16 protein-coding genes are annotated in these 18,004 nt (G+C 47.7%); 3 read left to right on the top strand and 13 right to left on the bottom strand.

Annotated elements, in window-relative coordinates; translation table 11 throughout:
- Window positions 1–58: 58 nt before the first annotated feature.
- The 5 genes from OXN25_08480 to OXN25_08460 all read right to left on the bottom strand — a co-directional run bounded on the left by OXN25_08480 (window position 59) and on the right by OXN25_08460 (window position 7,446).
- Window positions 59–1,054: a hypothetical protein gene (locus OXN25_08480; GenBank protein MDE0424888.1), complete on the bottom strand. Its 996-nt coding sequence runs from the start codon at window positions 1,052–1,054 to the stop codon at window positions 59–61.
- Window positions 1,055–1,212: 158 nt separating this feature from the next.
- On the bottom strand, window positions 1,213–2,658 hold the full coding sequence (locus OXN25_08475; GenBank protein ID MDE0424887.1) for an ABC transporter permease: 1,446 nt from the start codon (window positions 2,656–2,658) through the stop codon (window positions 1,213–1,215).
- Between the two features lie 153 nt (window positions 2,659–2,811).
- Window positions 2,812–4,113, bottom strand: coding sequence for a hypothetical protein (locus tag OXN25_08470; GenBank protein ID MDE0424886.1), 1,302 nt, complete (start codon window positions 4,111–4,113; stop codon window positions 2,812–2,814).
- Between the two features lie 40 nt (window positions 4,114–4,153).
- Complete coding sequence (locus OXN25_08465; protein MDE0424885.1) at window positions 4,154–7,180, bottom strand: sigma-70 family RNA polymerase sigma factor; 3,027 nt, start codon at window positions 7,178–7,180, stop codon at window positions 4,154–4,156.
- Between the two features lie 59 nt (window positions 7,181–7,239).
- Window positions 7,240–7,446 carry a hypothetical protein gene (locus tag OXN25_08460; GenBank protein MDE0424884.1) on the bottom strand — a complete coding sequence of 69 codons (207 nt, stop codon included), beginning with the start codon at window positions 7,444–7,446 and terminating at the stop codon, window positions 7,240–7,242.
- A gap of 340 nt (window positions 7,447–7,786) precedes the next feature.
- Here OXN25_08460 and OXN25_08455 point away from each other — a divergent pair, with 340 nt between their 5' ends.
- Together OXN25_08455 and OXN25_08450 are read left to right on the top strand one after the other, a co-directional pair.
- On the top strand, window positions 7,787–8,605 hold the full coding sequence (locus tag OXN25_08455) for a phytanoyl-CoA dioxygenase family protein (protein MDE0424883.1): 819 nt from the start codon (window positions 7,787–7,789) through the stop codon (window positions 8,603–8,605).
- A 33-nt stretch (window positions 8,606–8,638) separates the two neighbouring features.
- The gene (locus OXN25_08450) at window positions 8,639–9,643 is read left to right on the top strand and encodes a Gfo/Idh/MocA family oxidoreductase (GenBank protein ID MDE0424882.1); all 1,005 of its coding nucleotides are present in this window, start codon (window positions 8,639–8,641) and stop codon (window positions 9,641–9,643) included.
- Window positions 9,644–9,691: 48 nt separating this feature from the next.
- On the opposite strand, the gene OXN25_08445 is transcribed toward OXN25_08450, so the two are convergent.
- The 8 genes from OXN25_08445 to OXN25_08410 form a co-directional block, all read right to left on the bottom strand.
- The gene (locus OXN25_08445; GenBank protein ID MDE0424881.1) at window positions 9,692–11,044 is read right to left on the bottom strand and encodes a DUF58 domain-containing protein; all 1,353 of its coding nucleotides are present in this window, start codon (window positions 11,042–11,044) and stop codon (window positions 9,692–9,694) included.
- 5 nt (window positions 11,045–11,049) lie between these two features.
- Window positions 11,050–12,003 carry a MoxR family ATPase gene (locus tag OXN25_08440; GenBank protein MDE0424880.1) on the bottom strand — a complete coding sequence of 318 codons (954 nt, stop codon included), beginning with the start codon at window positions 12,001–12,003 and terminating at the stop codon, window positions 11,050–11,052.
- 60 nt (window positions 12,004–12,063) lie between these two features.
- The gene (locus OXN25_08435) at window positions 12,064–13,083 is read right to left on the bottom strand and encodes a hypothetical protein (protein ID MDE0424879.1); all 1,020 of its coding nucleotides are present in this window, start codon (window positions 13,081–13,083) and stop codon (window positions 12,064–12,066) included.
- A 121-nt stretch (window positions 13,084–13,204) separates the two neighbouring features.
- Window positions 13,205–13,561, bottom strand: coding sequence for a DUF4129 domain-containing protein (locus OXN25_08430; protein MDE0424878.1), 357 nt, complete (start codon window positions 13,559–13,561; stop codon window positions 13,205–13,207).
- Window positions 13,562–13,563: 2 nt separating this feature from the next.
- The gene (locus OXN25_08425) at window positions 13,564–13,839 is read right to left on the bottom strand and encodes a hypothetical protein (protein MDE0424877.1); all 276 of its coding nucleotides are present in this window, start codon (window positions 13,837–13,839) and stop codon (window positions 13,564–13,566) included.
- On the bottom strand, window positions 13,836–14,933 hold the full coding sequence (locus OXN25_08420; protein MDE0424876.1) for a hypothetical protein: 1,098 nt from the start codon (window positions 14,931–14,933) through the stop codon (window positions 13,836–13,838). Before OXN25_08420 ends, OXN25_08425 begins: the two co-directional genes overlap by 4 nt.
- 45 nt (window positions 14,934–14,978) lie before the next feature.
- Window positions 14,979–15,857 carry a hypothetical protein gene (locus OXN25_08415; GenBank protein ID MDE0424875.1) on the bottom strand — a complete coding sequence of 293 codons (879 nt, stop codon included), beginning with the start codon at window positions 15,855–15,857 and terminating at the stop codon, window positions 14,979–14,981.
- A gap of 44 nt (window positions 15,858–15,901) precedes the next feature.
- Window positions 15,902–16,780 carry a hypothetical protein gene (locus OXN25_08410; GenBank protein ID MDE0424874.1) on the bottom strand — a complete coding sequence of 293 codons (879 nt, stop codon included), beginning with the start codon at window positions 16,778–16,780 and terminating at the stop codon, window positions 15,902–15,904.
- A gap of 196 nt (window positions 16,781–16,976) precedes the next feature.
- On the opposite strand from OXN25_08410, the gene OXN25_08405 reads away from it, so the two are divergent.
- A complete protein-coding gene (locus OXN25_08405; protein ID MDE0424873.1) occupies window positions 16,977–17,906 on the top strand; it encodes a lysophospholipid acyltransferase family protein in 930 nt (309 codons plus the stop codon).
- Window positions 17,907–18,004: the final 98 nt, after the last annotated feature.

Here is an 18,004-nt window from a genome sequence, read left to right as displayed (position 1 = left end):
TGCCAGCAACTCAAATCACCCTCACTCAAATTTAACGCTGCGTAAGTCCTATTAAACATTAGTTTCGTATTTTGAGTTTACCCCATACCGTCGTCAAGAGATGTGGCTGCGGTGAGACCGGTAAGGCAAATGCCGGATCAAACCAATCGGCACTATAGTTATCACCCCGGCGTGTGAGTTGTATCGGAAGATCCTCGCCTAAGGCGATTTTGAAGAGTTGTCTTTTACCACGGTCCCACCTCACATAAACGAACTCATCCGCATGCGGTGCCCAGACAGGATCGGACGTTTTCGCATCAACAATCCGCTTGAGTCCACTACCATCCCGATTCGCAAGGTAGACAGCCTCGGTATCCGCCGCATCTTCACCTGCTATGAGATCCTCTACAGGAATAGCATCCAAGTCTATCCAAGAAAAGGCTATCTGAGTGCTATTGGGTGCCCAAGCGGGATTAAACATTAGGTTTTTCGCTAAAAAAGGATCGTCTTCCACGTTGGTTCGCAGATTGATAATCTGAATCCTGGGGTTTGCGGCATTAAGGATACCATTCACACCAACGGCAAACGCTTCATCCCCAACGAAAGCTATCTCAGAACCATCGGGGGACCATGTGGGCCACAAACCACTTGTAAGTTCCTCCTCGTTTTTCCCGTCTATGGAGCTAACGTAAATAGTCAATTTGTTGAATCGGTGATAGGCAATCTGTTCGCCATCAGGTGACCAAGTTGGGTGCTCTCTACCTACTGACTTTCGGAATACCTTACGCACCTGCGTGCCATCAGCCTTCATCAGATAGAGGTCCCGTACGCCATCTCGCTCGGAGACAAAAAGGATTTCCTCACCCGTAGGCGACCAGACGGGGTCATAATCAGGGGCACCATGCTGCGTTAAATTTACCTGCTCCGATCCATCTGGATTCATGATGTAAATTTCGGAGTTGCCGTCGCGATTTGATGCAAACACGATTTTGGCAGTCGCTGGGGTCACTGCCAGCGCGGCAGGAAGGCTACCAAAAATTAGTAGCGCGCTAAGTGTAGAACAAATGAGTTTCATAGTGATACCTCCATCAGGGACAATACAGTGTTTATCCGTTTTGAATTTAAGGGTTAGTTCGTAGTAGGGCGATTTATCGCACGTCCCAAACGGGCAATGAATTGCCCTACTACAAACGGTGTTCTATCCAATTTGAAATTGGATAGAACAGTAATGCCTTAAATATCAGATCGAAAGAACTTCAGAAACGCCACTGTCGTGAACGCCAACGCGAAGAAACCGAGCAAGAGGACATCTATCGCAGAACGACGCAGTGTATCCGATAAAGAAGGCTCTGTCAAGGTTGGGAGCGGCAGGATTTTATCTGTCTCGGATTCAGAAGGAGTATTCATCCGATTCGCAATTTGCATAATCTGCGCAAGTGCGTCATCTGAAATTTCGCTGAAATACGAACCCTCAAGTCGGTCGTAATATCGCTCACCCGTTTGAAAGTAGGTGTCCCTTTTTAATTTCCCTGTCTGTGTCAGATTCATTGCAAAATAGGTGAGTGAGGCAGTTGGTGCAATCCGAGAAAGCATCTCACCAACCTGCTCTTGCCGTTCTTTCTCGCGTTGATAGTCCCTATCAATCTTACCCGATCGATCCTGGAACTCCAGTCGAAACTGTTCATCAATTGGGCCTCTGAGCTTATCCAACTTTTTTTGCGTCTCTGGGTCACCCGTGTTAATACTGATGCTATCCCCACCGCTGCTGAAAGCCAGTGCCATTTTTTCACTGAGCTGCTCTTCCTTATCTTTATTCAGATTGTTGCGAAGCGCGTTTTTTTCCATATAAACAGCCTGCTGGGTCCGAGTCGGTGAGACGAGCTTCGCGACGACAAACGCGCCGCGGGGTGCAATCAGTACGGCAAACACCCAAAACGTAAAAGCGATAATCAACGCCGTCTTGGCGTTATCCAGATAGGTCGAAATCGCTACGCCTATCGCAAAAAACACAGCGATATAGAGTAACGAAATAAGCGTCAGACCCAACACTGACAGCGCAACTTTGGGCGCACCCAGCGGAAACCCTTGCCCGACGATCAGGAGTAACCCTAAGAGGAAAGATACCAAGAACGGAACGACAAACACAATGTATCCACCGATGAGTTTGCTCCACAAAAACACATCTCGCGGAAGCGGATTTGACAGGTTTACCCGAAGCGTTCCTGCCTCTCTCTCTCCGGCAACCGCATCACACGTAAACAGCAGCGCGAGTAGACTGAAAACAGTCCCGACAATGAATAGAAAATCGAGGTTTCCGAGTGCATACGCCACGGATGCCTGCGAAACGCCTGCTGAACCTTGCCGCACGCCGTTACGCGTCATTCCAAGGTAGGTCGGGAGTGCTTCCTCTAAACCGCTTGCGAAGACGCTCAGAGGCGTGGGTTTGAGGAAAAACTTAGAAACTTCTGTGTTTGGATCCTGTGCATTCGGTGGATTTTCTTTCGCTTCTGTCTGTGTCCGCTTCACAGATTCCTGATAGTCGACGAGGTTCTGGTTATACCTACGATAGTTGATAGAGAGGGTCAGTGGGATGAGCAAAACACACATCAGCAGGAGCGCGACGAACCGGACGCTCAAAATATGATGCATTATCTCTTTTTGAATCAATGTCATTAACATGGCAATTTCTCCTCTGTTTTTTTAATTTTACTAAGATAATTTTTCATCACTCTTGGCGGATGCCCAAACTTGTTTGGGATTGTGTGTACTGTCCCGAACAAGTTCAGGCGTCCAGACGTTGGAATATTACCGAATTAAATTCTTAAGCTTCGTTTAGTTTGTGCCTTCAGGCAACATCAACACCGATAGCTGTTGAAGTATATCTTTCCCTTCTTCTGTCTTAAAGAACTCAACTCCAAGTCGTGTTTCAAGTTCCGACTGGACTTGTTCCTTAATCTGATGTCTGACTTGTGGCATTGCCTGTCTGAGTATATCCATCCCCGTTGGCGTCTCGAGGATGCCTTTTCCGAGTTGTGCTTCAAGTTGCGTGTAAATCTCACCATCCAAAGCACTCAGCAGTTGGGGTACGAATTGTTTGAGGACCAATTCTTCAATCGCTTGTTTGAGGCTCTCTCTACCTTTTTGGGTCTTGAAAAGTGCCTCACCGTGTTGTTTGCGTAGGTCCCGCAGCGCGTCAGCGAGCACGGAGAACCCCATCTTATTGCTATTATAGATGTCTCTTTGCGGACCGTTGCGATAGAGTTTTCCACCGACACTTAGGTTGAGACGGTGGTGTTCACACCGAACGATCGGAGTCATATCACCTTCCTGTGTCTGTAGCATGTGTTGCCCGTCTTTTTCAGAAGGTCGAACCTCGTAGAGGTAACTGCACGGAAGGATCGGGTCCGACGCATCTTCAGTGAGAACGCCGGGAGTTCCCGCTGTCGGATCTGCCGGGCAAAGGAGACATGCCTTCTCCAGATACTGTGGCGCAAGTTCGGAAAGCCACTGTGGATCTGCATCGGCGTTGGAAGCTCGATAGTTATCCAGTGCCATTTTTATCTGCCTCAAATTTTCTCGGCATGTCTGAATTCCTGCAGAATGCGGATACGGTTGCGGCTCTGAAGGCGAGGCTAATTCATAAGGATAGGCATCTGATAGGAGCAAACGGTTTAGACGCACCAATGCCTCCCCACTTTGCGGGTTTTGCGCGACGAGTGTTTGTGTCTGTTCACTAAGCTCAATATTCGCGAACAATTGTGCATCGTAGAGAGGTCCCGCCTCAAGCAGCCGGTTCAAATCGGCAAGCAGTACCTTCTGCTGTTGAGGCGTTGGTTCACTTGCCCCATCGTATCCGAGTAATATCCACTGCATATCTTCGGACAATTGGGAGGCAATAAATTCGGATACTGTTGCACGCGTGTCTTGGAGTTTCACAACCAAACTGCCAGGGTCTTTAATCGCATTTTCATCAAAGAGGAGCTGGCGTGTGTCGGCGTGGAGTGGTAGTGCCAAGCCGACTGCTGTGGATAAAACTGCTAACAGCAACGTCCGTTCCATGAGTTTGTGCAAGCTGCGACGCAAACTAACAGTTTGCGCTACAATCGGTTTGGATCGTTCAATTATTTTTTTCATTTTTTAAATCTCCTTAGATTGTTGGTATACTTCAGGTTTTTTATTCGGATTTATCAAGCGTGAAACGTAGTACACCGCTGCCATCGGTACCGACATAAAGCATGTTACCATCAACAGTAAGCGAGGTAATAGGCATTGGAATTTCTGGCGCAACCTGTTGCCATATCCCAGAACTCTCATTCAATTGATACACCCGTTGCTCACTGGTTCCATATAGCCTTGTCCCATCCACCGCAAATCTTTCTATAACGATGGGTGTGCCTCCCAGATCGGTTGCCGAGTGCCAGTGGGTACCATCGCTTGAAAATGCAACCCCTTTGTCAGTTGCCACATAGATAGTGGATCCAGCAAAAGCGAGTGCCTTAAAAGACGCAAGGGGGAATGGCAGGTCCGCAGTAACATCGTTCCACGTCTCTCCTTCATCAAAGGACTGGAAGAGGTGCCCATCTCGTTTACCGACGTAGACGGTTTTCCCTGAAACAGCGAGGTTGGCGTGGATAACAGCGTAACCAGCGAGACTGTTAAAAGAGTCAATTGACGGACCTGTATCTACGAGTCCGGTATCAACCCATTCCGTCGCGCCGAGTTTCCATCTGAAGAGTTTGCCTTCACATTCCATATAGTAAGTAGAGCCGCTGACGGCGAAACTCCCGAAGAGGGATCGCAAAAACTTCTCTATGCTATCCGCTATGACTTCATTGTAGTCCTCTATATCCAAATCTTTGAGGTTTAACTTCGTCTGTTCTTCAGCGTTTTTCTTCTCGTCATCTGGAACCGCTTCCAAAAGCGCGTTCTTAATTTCCTCATCCCTTTGTGGTGTCAAAATCGGCATTCCGGGCACAGGGATTACTTCGTTGTCTTCAGCAGATAGCAGGAAAAGTTGCGGCGACATTCCGCTGCGGCCTCTGGCGTAGATAGCGTCGTTGAATTTCGCAAGACTCGTGAGGGTCGTGGAGGCCCCCGGAACCGGTGCCCACGATTCCCCACCATCATAAGAGGTAACAAGCACGCGTCCCGTGTTGGCATAGAGCCCCTTATGCGTGAAAACTAAATTCAGCACGGTCGTTTTTACCAATCCAGTGTTAAATTGATGCCATGTTTTACCTGCGTCGGTCGTGCGATAAATCCCAGACGATCCGCTCTTATAGAGTGTCCTTGCATCTAAAGGCACAACCGTGGAAACAACGCCTACATCTGAGGTATCTGGCTTCCAGGTAACCCAAGTTTCACCTGAGTCATTTGAGTAATAACTATCCGCGCTGTCTACGACCCAAAGGCTTTCTTGTAGGGCTACCATTTTAAGCTCCGTGGTTCCTTCCGTTTCTGGGCTGTTAGACGGCATCCTAATTGTGACTTTAACTGGCCCCGAAGTGTCTGAAGTGGCTGCTTCCACACTGTCCGCAGTCATTGTTTCCATAAAATCTTCTAATGCCTGCCACGAATCCCCTAAATCCGTTGAGCGATAAAGGAACAGAGAGTGGTCATCTGCTCCCCGGACTGACATTGACATGGTGCTCGAAACGCTCTGATTCTTAACCGCAGCACCTACGGCAGCGTAGATCCGGTGTTCAGCACTCGCCAATGCTCGGATATTCTTAGAAACCTCGCCTACCAGTAATTGTTCCCAGCCCCCCGAATTATGGCGATAGAGGCCATCATCAGTCCCGATAAACACACTATTTTCAATAGCAGTGATTGCTTGAATCTGCTTCCCTATCAGATTCTCGTTGTTCACAGCGACCCACGATTCACCGGCATCGGCAGAACGGTATATGCCATCAGCGAGTCCTAAGTAAAACACTTCATCTGTCATTACGAGGTCAACCAACGCGCCTTCCGGACGTGTCGCCAGCACATCCCACGTCTCACCCCTATCTATTGAAGTGAGAATTTCTGTATCAGAGACAGCATAAAGGCGGTTATTATGCTCTGTTATATGCCAGGATCTATTAGTGGACAGGTCAGCATTGACGAGTTGCCATTGGCTCCCGTCGTCTGCCAATCTATAGAGATCAGTGTCCGTTCTGGCGTAAAGATCGCCATTGGCGGCTGCGAAGAGGCGGTTGATTGCGGCACCTTCAGGCCCCTTGGCTTGGGTCCATTGCGGTTTCGGCATCGAAACATCTGTTGTATCGATGGGTAACGTAGCAACAAGGGATTCTTCGGGTTTCTGCCCTGCGCCCAGACCTTTTCCCGGTGCAACCGAACTTCCCGGTTGATTCCGTATCGCGGGTTTCGCCGGAGAGTCATAGATAAAAACAGCATCAATAATCTGAACCGTCGGTTCCGAGGTCGCGTTGAGATTATAGGGTTTCTGGAAACGGGAGAGATATTGCGTACCAACGCCCGCGAATATGAAGATCAAAACGGCTGAGGCAGCGGAAATCACCCACGGGAGCATCGGTTTACTTGAGGGCGGGGCAATAGGTGTGATCCGCGCGGCTTCGCGTAAGATGTTCTCTGTCAATTGCTCCGGGAGTTGGAAGCTGCCGAGGTGCTGCTGGATGACATCTTCCTCTTTCCGCAAACGGTTCCGTGCGCGACTGAGTCTGCTTTTAACGGTATTCTGGGAAACCCCCAAGAACTCGCTAATGGCTTTAATTGTCATCTCGCCGAGGTAGTGGAGGGTCATCACCGTACGTTCACTTTCGGGTAGTTTTTGGAGGAGCTCCTTGACAATCTCACGACGCGTTTCATCGGCATCGGTTTCTTGTTTTTCTGCCAGATATTTGGAATATGACACTTTGTCCACCTCACTCGTATTATTGGCATCTTCGGTATCTAAGGATTCCATCGGTAAACGTTTCCTTCGGAGCCAATCACGACATAAGTTCGCTGCGATGACGTAAAGCCACCCTGCGAATTGGTTCGGGTTTTTCAAGGTCCTGAGTTTCCGATAGGCATTGAGAAAAGCGTCTTGCGTTATCTCTTGTGCGATGTGAAAATCGCCAATCTTCCGCCACACCAACGCGTGAACCCCTTTCTGATATTTCCTAACTAAGGGATCGAGCGCGTCTTGGTCTCCTTGTAATATCCGTTGAATCAGTTCAGCATCGTTCTGTTCCATTGCAATCCTCCTCCAGAGTCATAGAGGCATTTAGTTTTCCAATAATTTCGTTATTTTGTTTAAACCTCTTCTTGTAGGAGCGAGCTGTGCTCGCGACTTTCCAATGTTTCAAAAGACGCTTTCCAAGGCGTGTTCTCCAGATGGTGAACGTGTAGGGACGGGTCCGATTCAAGTCCGGCTTCGATTTCAATATCGCTGAAAGCAAGGTAACCGATGCCGAACAGTAACAAACAAACGAGAATTAGGTTAATCATTAGAAAGCGCATGGTTTTCTCCTTTAGAAGGAAAGCTCGGTTTGGTTCGCAAGTAGCAATTTGGTTGAAATTTAACATCCATTGATAGTAGTGACGTAACTTAGGTTTCAAAAGGTTGCATTATTTTTTAATAGTTGTTGGTTGTTAGTTAATCGCTTGTGATAGGAACGGGCATTTTGAATACGACAAACCTATCTTTAACTGAAGACTGAAAGTGACGAAATGGGTGAACTGAAAACTGTTTGCAATTTCCTTTTATACTTCTTAAAATATATGTTATACTATAGCAATTGGCAGTCAGCCGTCAACAATCAGTTAAAAGCGCGACATGCTCACAACTCGGAGGCACAGCATGGCACACCATATATCAGACGAACAGTGGGAACATTTCTGGGAATACGGCTACGTGCACATCGGACAAGTCGCAACGGATGCTGAACTCGCACAACTCCAGCAGCAGATGGATGACATCATGCTCGGTAAGGCACCCCTCGACTATGACCAGATCATGATGCAACTCGACCGAGAACCCGGAAAAAACTCACCGGGACCGCAGTCTAAAGGGCATAAGGGACCGACGTTGCTGTATCGGAAAATCCAGAATCTCGAATTAGATCCGATTTTTTTGGAATATCTCCAGAAACCGATTTTCCAAGAGGTCTGCGCGAAGATTTATGGAGATGACACGCCTGTTGCCTGTTTCCGGGCAATGTTTATGAATAAACCGGCACACGAAGGCACGCAGCTCACATGGCATCAAGATAGATGGACAGACCTCGACCGCGACCCGCAGATTACTATCTATACCGCTTTGGATCCCGCAACGATTGAGAACGGCTGTGTCCATATCATTCCACAGTCCCACAAGAGGCTTATCAATCCTGAAAATGGATCCGGTTTTTTGACGCAGGAACACATTGACGACATCGTCGCGAAGGCAACACCGGAGCCGATGGAATTGAAAGCCGGTGAGGTGGTTTTACTCCACAATTGGATGCTCCACAGTTCCGGGACGAACGATACAGATATTCCGCGGCGGGCGTTCAGCGTCTGTTACATGCATGGTGAAACGCAGTCGAATCGCGGCCACGCGTTTACGCGTGTGTTCGGTGACGGTGCGATTCGCGTTGCCGATTTATCGAAGTTTAAGTTTGAAAGCCCAATCGTTTAAGGTTGGGAGCAGAAAAAATAAAGGAGAAACATAGTGGCGAAAATTCGACTTGCCATGATTGGATGTGGTGGAAACTCTTCGGGCCACGCCAGAAGAATGAATGCGAACCCCGACGTGCAAATCGTCGGCACCTGCGATGTGAATACAGACATCGCGAACGGTTATATTGATCGGAACCTGTCCGACCTCAGTCCACGCCCCGGTGCTTATGACGACATCGGTGGTATGCTGAAAGAGACTTCACCGGACGCTGTGGTTATCTCTACGCCGCACACACTCCATTTTGAACAAGGCATGCAGGCACTTGAAGCCGGTTGCCACGTCTTGATGGAAAAACCGATGGTCACCTCATCTAAAGATGCGTACACCCTCGCAGAGAAGGTGGAAGAGACGGGGTTAACCCTCACGATCGGTTACAATACGCCATGCACGCCGAATTTTTATTATACGCGTGAGATTATCCGTAGCGGAGCGTTTGGCAAACTGGAATTGGTCATCGGCTACATTACACAAGGCTGGAAGGGTGGCACGACAGGGACGTGGCGGCAGAACCCGAAACTCTCTGGCGGTGGACAGGCTTATGATAGCGGCGCACACCTTCTGAATAGCCTCTGCTGGGCAGTCGAATCGAAAGTCGCTGAAGTCTACGCTTACACAGATAACCAAGACCGTGAGGTGGACATCAATTCCTCCATTAACGTCAAGTTTGAGAGCGGTGTTCTCGCTGCGATGGCAGTGAGTGGCAATTGCCCAAGTCCAGGTGGGACACATACTGCGTTTGTGTTTGAGAACGGTAGAATTGAGGTTGACGGTTGGGGTGGCGGTTGGATCCGCGTCTGGGAAGGCAACGAAGCATTAGACCCACCGCCAATTACGGACGATATGTCCGCAGGTTCGCCTGACGATAACTTCATTGACGCAGTTTTAGGTAGAGCAGAACCCCGTACGAGTCCGATGAACGGGATTATCCAATCCGAGTTGATGGATCTCATCTACGAATCCGCAGAAACTGGAGTTCCGGCACGTCCAGAACGCTAAGATTCTGAGCGCAGTTCATGAAAAAGCGTTAGTTCCTGACACTAACGTTCAAATCTTGGACTGCGCCTTAAGTTCCAAATACTTATTCACGACCGCCATTGTCAATTGATGTGCTGGAACATCAATTGTGATGACCCCTTGTCGCCTCAAAATTTCCAATGTTGCCTGTTTCTCTTGCAACAATCGCTCAGCAATTGCTTTCTGATAAACCGACTTGGAATCCGTAAATTTCTGTTCAGCCAATTCAACAATACCCGAATCCGTCAAGGTTACGCACGCAACGAGATGATGCTTAGAGAGTTGTGTTATATAGGTAGCGACTCCCTCGGCAGAATCTTTATCTAAGATGTCCGTAAAAAGGATGACGAGAGCACGTTTCCGCTGTTTTGAAGCGAGATACTTGAATGCTGTCCCAAAATCCGGTTCAACCGGGTGAACAGGAAGGGCATAGACCGTCTCCAACATCGTGAGAAACTGTCGTTTACCCGGCTTCGGGGCAAGGTACTGATGAACGGTATCCGCAAAAGCGATTAACCCAACCTTATCCCCTTTGAGTGTTGCGACATAAGTGGTCATCAGCGTTGTATTAATGGCGTAATCCAGTTTCAGCATCGCCTTTTGTGTCGATTCTGCAGTGGACTGTGGCAATGTTTCCAAAAGGATAGGTGATGCCATCAGTCTCCCAGTATCTAACATAACGACGATCTCTTGACTTCGTTCGGTTTCAAATTCCCGAACAATCGGTTTTCGATGCCGGGCAGTGGCTTTCCAATCCATACGGCGAAAGTCATCATCTGGTGAATACTCGCGGAGCCGTTCCATCTCTGTGCCTTCTCCGAACCGCCGTGAATTTTTAAGCCCAATCTGATGAAGCATTCCACGCTTCACTAAGAGTTCATATTGCCGGACGGCTTGTAGGTTCGGATAAACCTTCACTTCCGCTGATGCTGCTACACGTCGTTGGCGGACGACCAGTCCCAAGACCCCAGTACACCGCAGATGGATATCCGCAAACCGATAAATTCCACGTCGCAACGGTGTGAGGCGATACGATATATCCACATCCTGCCCCGGTAAAATCTGACAATCGTGAACCGTTTCCTCGAATAGAAACTCGTCAGGGAAATCGTCTTTGAGACGGATATTTAGCCGGTAACGTGAACGATTGGCAATCTTCAGCGTCACGACGTTTTCCACACCCAGTGAAAATTTGGAATTCATCTCGCGACGCGCCTCAACTCTCGTCCACACTGGATTGGTTACGTAATCTATAGTACCGACAGCGAGGATCAGCACCACATACGCGCCACCGACGAATAACAGGCTCGGGGCAAGGCTGCTAAGTGCAATCGGAACAGTGAGTGGGAGTAGGAAGATGAGGAGACGTTTGCTTAAATGCATCTTTTTTAGCGTGGAATTTCTGCCTCGGCGAGGAGCCGATCGATAACGTCATCTGCAGTCAATCCCTCAATTTCAGCGTCCGGCTTCAGAAGTATCCGGTGCCGATAGACATGCGGTGCTAAGAACTTAACATCGTCAGGCAGAATATAATCCCGTCCGTGAAGTGCAGCGTAGGTTTTACTTGCCAGTAAAAGCGCAATTGAGGCGCGGGGACTTCCACCTAAAATCAACTCACTCGACGTACGCGATGCATCTGCTAAATCGACGATATACTTGAAAATTGAATCCTCCACCGTGACCGCCTGAATCGCCGTTTGACAAGCTTGTAGCAAGGTGTTGTCAATCACACTCTCGATCCCTACCGTCTCCAAACGCGTGGCATCAAATCCATGATGATAATTCATCAAAATTTGCGTTTCCACTTCTCGAACAGGATAATCCACGCGTAATTTGAACAGAAACCGGTCGAGTTGTGCTTCGGGAAGCGGGTAGGTTCCCTCATACTCAACAGGGTTTTGCGTTGCCAAGACCATAAACGGCGGTGGGAGTTCATGACGGACACCATCAATGCTGACCTGTCGTTCCTCCATACATTCTAAGAGTGCGGATTGCGTTTTCGCAGGTGCGCGATTGATTTCATCGGCGAGGAGTATGTTCGTGAAGACGGGACCGCGCTTGAGGTTAAATTGGTTCGTTGTCAAGTCGTAGACGCTGGTCCCGACAATATCAGAAGGCATTAGGTCAGGCGTAAACTGGACGCGGCTGAATTCCCCAGAGACTATCATCGCCAAAGTTTTTGCCACAAGCGTTTTCGCTGTCCCCGGGACACCCTCTAACAGGACATGTCCACCTGAAAATAGGCTGACAACAATCAACTCAAAGAGTTCCGTTTGTCCAACAATAACTTTTCGCGCCTCCTGCTTCATTTCTTCAAAAACGGTTTGAACGAGATTCGTCATATATTTGCGTACCTTTTTCACTGCAGTGAGACTGGATGCCTCACGAAAAAGAAATGTAATTTAGCCAATACGGGCAGCCCATTTCGTCTTGCCGATGTTCGCGGTCTCACAGTATGCTTCAACTCGCTGGGCGATGTCAAGCAGTTCTGTCTCTGATATATCGCCAGAGGGTTCCAAGTCGGTTATCAGATTGGTGAGTTGCTCGTCGGCATCAACAAAACCACGCTGCGCCAATTCCTCCAAAAAAGTCGGCGTATCCAAAGTCGGATTGACCCGCCAACGGTTCCCAAGATTTGCCCTAAATTTGTCGCGAATGTGCCTTAAAATTTCTTTGCGCGTGTTTCCTTTTTGATAGAGCGCCGTCATAGCGTGGACGTACTCGGCACTCAAACGTCTACTGCGATCGTGGACATCCAAGGGCCTTCCAAACCGTCGTCCGCGCAGCACCAAGAAAACGAAGAGCACGAGAAAAATGTAGACTGCTCCTAAACCAACTGTCGTATTAAATACAAGTGCCGTAAATGGGTCCAGCGGTTTTGAATCGACCGTATAGTATCTCTTCTCAGCGAGTCCAATCCGTGCTTTACGTGGCAGCGTGGACATGAGATTATAGAGGAGTGTACTGTTCCCATCATACCGCAGTCCATCTTTACGAAATAGATACGCAGAAGCGATAAAGAAGGCGCGTCCCCCTCCGTCCTGTAGTGTGACAACCACAGCACCGTTCTCTGTTCCGTAAAGTTTTGCCACTTCGCGCGCGAAAGGTTCAATCGCAAAATCCGTGGAGGTGCGAATCTCATTAACAGGATACTGCGGAAAGAACGGTTCATCTGGAATCCGCTGTGAGAATTCCAATCGCCTCGGTAATCTTCGCAGCTCCAAACCGTACGCTGAGAAAAGTCCATCTAACACCTGATTATCACCCGCCACGATTAAAGTGCCACCAGTATTGACGAAACTTTGAATCTCTTGAATCTCTGTTTCAGTAGGCGACTTTTTAAGGTCTATCAAGACCAACACATCGTATCTATTCAGGTGTGCCGGATAGACTGCCGATATTTCAGTGACGCGGAACTCCATTTTGCGTAAGACCCGGAAAAGTAAACTGCCATACTCAAATGAATCGCACGAAAGTATGGAACAGACGAGTGTAACTAATATGAGATTAAGAGCAGATGTTCGGAAAGTTCGCATTTCTTGTTTAGGTCATCGTATAGATTTTTTGTAATAATTCGCGGTAACTGGCGACAGTCTCTGCATCACAGGGTTTGTGTCCGTACCATACTGCATCAAAAACAGCGATTGCGGGTTCAAGTGTCGCTTGCAAGTTGGTATCCTCTTGTGCTTGACGTAGATACTCCCGATTCGTCAGACTCTTATCATAGGGAAGCCTACCGCGCTCTTGGAGGTGCAAAATTGCGGAAAGATAGAGAAAACGAAGGGCATTGCGAAAGTCACTCGCTGCTTCGGCGACTTCGGCACGGGCAATCGCTGCTTTCTCTGTCTCTACACGTTCCAATGCAGTGTCTGATACATCGTCGGACGTTTCGGCAATCAAATTCACCCGGATTGACGCACAAAAAAGGCGATAGCAACCCCGAGTGCGATCGCTGCAAGCGGAAACAATACATACCTGAGATCGGCATCCCATGTCCGTCTCGGTTCCAGGCGTTTTAGCAAAATCTCTCGGTATTTTTCGTAAGAGGCCTCCATCTCTGTGCCTTGTGTCTCTAATTCTTCGCGGAAGGCTTGTTCTTCTACGGCGATTGCCAAAAGCTGAGAAAACAGAACAAAACAGACAACAATACCAAGGCAAACTTTTCTTTTTACAGTCATATCGCCTCTTTTACAGCATTCGGTTTCACATTTACCCGTTCCAAGTAAAGTCGTGTGGTTAAAATCGCCCATATCGGCACTAAAAAGGTAGCAATTAGACCTTTAACAATAAGAATCGCAACCGTAGCAGAGGTACTCAGGACTTGCGGCAACACAACCTCAACATCAGCACCGATGAAGAGTGTCAAGAATTTTAGAGAAGCGAGTGCCTCACGAACTGGGGCAAGCTCTGGGATAAACATAGAAAGTACCAACAACGCAATACCGAGTAGGACAGAGGTAATAACTGCGACTATCCAACCCGTCAGCAGATAGATGCCAAGGAAGCGGAACCTTGCTCGGCTAACGAGCGCGTGGCTTCGACGAAAAATGCCGATGAAGGAGTTGTCCTCAAGAATGAGACACGGGTTATAGAGACTTAACGTCACCATAAAATAGATATAGGGAACAACACTCAGGATATATCGCAATTCAAATGCAAAATCAAAACGCCAAGAAATCGAAGGGATCAACCACTCAATTAAGAGAAAAAAATAACTACCAACATCTACAATCAGAAGGAAAAGCAGCGTAGCATTGAAAACCGTCAGTGCTTTGCGTCCAGTTTGCAGCCACATTTCACGAGCAGTTAGCGGTACTGCATCCCCGACAATATCAGAATCCTGTAAGTCGCGTGATATGCGGGCAATGGCAAGAGAAAGTGGGCAGTATGTAAGTATTAAAAGGAACAATGAGGTGAAAACAAAGAATTGGAACCTGATTTCCCATTCCCACGTAACTCCTTCATCGTCAGTCGCTCTGAAATACGGGACAGGCAAGAGCACCCAGTCCACACGCGACGACGTGTTTTCATGCCCTGCACTTGGCGTTATAACCGCGTCGATATTACTGCTAATCGCGGTAGCAGGTTGGCTCGATCCAATATGACTCCGAGACCACGACTCTACAACTTGCGTGACAAAGAAAAATGGTGCAATATTCAATGAGATTGCGACAACCGCAACCGGTAGCATGATACACCAGAACAATCGCCAATGGGTGCGATACAACTCGACTATTGTTCGCAAAAGAAGAGGGTGTTGACTATCGGGCATTCTGATTTCCTTGATATTACGCTTGAAAAACCTGGTAGGGCGTTCTTAGTCGGTTACTTGCATTTCAATGTCATACGCCTCTTTGCGAATGCGTAGATCAAAATAGAGGAGCGTAGAACCGATAGGACCGATTGGCATCGTGATAAAAGCAATGCTTAGGGTAACCAAACGTCGCACCGAATAAGAAAACCAACCCATCTCGCTGGGAACCGGTATATATAGACGTTGGAGCCATTCTAACAGATTCGCAGGCTCCTCAGGTGCAGCAAGCCCTATCAAAGAGAGGATAAATTCAGAAGAGGCTTGAAGTATGAACCCTATCATGCCAGCAATCAGAGAAATCGCCAGCATAATTCCAAAGACTCGCCACCAACTTCCCTTCACCAATTCGGTACTGCGGCGCAATGCGTTCCTGCCCGTGGTCTCTTCAAACATCACAGGGAGACCGTAGAGACTCCATCGAATCCAAAAATAGATTGCGAATGGGATACCGATAATCGTAACCATCAAACAACCGCCAGCTAATGCCCAGAGGATACCACCCCAGAGGTAGGGCCAAAAACGTCGCCATGCTTGTTGCCAGGCCGTTTTCGCGGTAATCTCTCTACCCAAATAGACCTGTGCACTGGCGTAAACCAATCCGGCAACAACCAAAATAGACAGCACCGAAGTGCCAAGACTCGTGAATATCAATATTATTGTGTTTATACCTAATACGGAACCGCTCTGAGCAAGGGACACAGAAATTTGCTCTATCCCAAATTGCAAGATGACATAAACGGCTACAATCGCTAAAAACAGTCGGAGGTGATTTCGATAGAGACTGAATATTCCGTCAAGAATATCCGTGAAATCCATCGGTCTCAGAGACATAGTATCAGGCACATTGCTATTTGGCTGTGTTAATTCATTCTGTTCTTGCATGGCTACCCCACCTTTGGAATATTTGTTTGTACATGCTTATTTTATCATACCTCACCTTTGGTATAAAGGTTCCGTAAGACGTTTGCTCTCATCTGAATATCAAATCCCTCTTTCTGAATACGCTGGTTGAAGTATAAGAGCGTGACACCAATAACCCAAATGGGAAAGGTAATAACAGAAATTGCCAGGTGGACACCCGTCGTAAGCAGATATAGCATTAAATTATCTGGCCCGAACACAGAAGAACCGATTGTTCCCCATTCAATGATGTCCATCAAGTCTACTCCATCAGCGGCTCCACTTAAAATGAGAATAACGCCAAAAGAAATTTCAAAGACAGCATGGATCGCAACACTAATTAAAATAACAGCAAGCAACATCCCACATACTCGCCACCATACGCCGCTAACGAGTTCACTGCTCCGCTTCAAGGCATTGCGCACCGAGATTCCCTCAAGCAGCAGGGTCTCAACAAAGAAACCCCAACGCACCGCAAAATAGATTGCAAACGGGATACCGATAACTGTAATACCTAAAACAACAACTACGAGGCACCACAGCACAGCAGACACAAGTAGCGGGAAAAACCGTTGCCCGACTTGCTGTAAAGCAGCTCGTGCTGTAATCGGTTCTTCTGAGTAGCATGCAGCAGTCGCGACGACTACTCCGCCTATACTTACTATGGAAAGAGGGAAAGTAATAATAATGATGGTTGCGAAGGAAAGAAAATTTTCTGAAATAAAATCTAAGAATACATGTCCAATAAGGTCAGCAAAGATAGCAATAGCAGCAATCTGTGCAAAGAGTCGGAAATGTCTCCGATAGAGGCTAAACATCCCGTCGAGAATGTCTGTGAATCTTATCGGCTGAAGCGTTTGTATTTCGCTATTTTCGGATTTTGATGTTTCAGTTGGTGGTAACATATACGTCCGTTCGACCCAAAATATTGAAAATCATTGAAGCTATTATACAACAGAGGTAAGTTTCGTGTCAATGTCCTAAAAAGAGACAATATCTATACCAAAACCATCACACTCCGATGAATATCCGAAGGCATTGCGTTGTAGAGACGGGTGTGGTATACTCTATCTATACAAGATTTAGCCAATGGAGCTAAGGATGCAGGACGCGCACAGTACATGGCGAGATAGATGGGTATATTGGATAGTATCTACCTTCGGGTGGTGGTGTCGCCGCATTCCGAAGAGATGGGCAATGCTACTTGGATGGGGCATTGGGATGCTATACTATCATTTCGTCAAAAAACGGCGAGAGATTGCATTGAGCAACCTACAGACAGCGTTCAGGGAACGCTTCACAACATCAGAATGCATAGAAATTTGCAAGGCAAGTTTTATCAATGTCGGAAAAACCTGTATCGAGTTCCTCCGGTTTCCCAAACTCAACACCGAAAACATCTGGCAAGAGGTTACTGTGGAAGGTGCAGCAAACCTCCACACTGCGCTGGCGAAAGGGAAAGGGGCAATCGTGTTCCTACCGCATTTTGGGAATTGGGAACTCCTTTCACTGGTATACGGTGCATTAATCCCTGATCGTGCAAAAGCCATTGCTTTTCCGTTGAAAAACGCGCTGCTCAACGCCTATATTTGGGGGCACCGCGAACTGATGAGCTTAAAGCTGATCCCTCGGAACCAAGCGATTCGAGAAACACTCCGCGCCTTGAGAAATAACGAAGCCGTTGGGTTCTTCGCTGACCAGAACGCTGGTCCAGAAGGTGTATTCGTCGATTTCTTGGGAAAACCCGCCTCAGCGGCCCGCGCCCCGGTTGTATTGGCACGTAAGACCGGAGCCCCCCTTCTCTTTTCATTAAGCATCCGTCAACCTGACGATCAACATTCCGTTTATATTTCTACACCTATTCACGTCAAACCTACTGATGATTTTGAACAGGACATTGAAGTGTACACGAGCCAAATGCTGAAACAGCTGGAAACATACATCCATAAATACCCAGAGCAGTGGTTATGGCTACACAATCGATGGAAAACACAACCAGCAGATAGCGAACCGCGAACTGCGAACCGCTAATCGCGAGAAAAAATGTATTGCATTGATGTTGAATCCGTGTTAAAATAGAGTAAAGTTAGAAAATCTCAATAACTACGCGCCTTTAAATCTCAGGGGAA

Source organism: Candidatus Poribacteria bacterium, assembly GCA_028820845.1.
Lineage (GTDB): Bacteria > Poribacteria > WGA-4E > WGA-4E > WGA-3G > WGA-3G.
The sequence above is the reverse complement of the archived record's forward strand: the minus strand, read 5'-3'. Positions and strand labels throughout refer to the sequence as shown.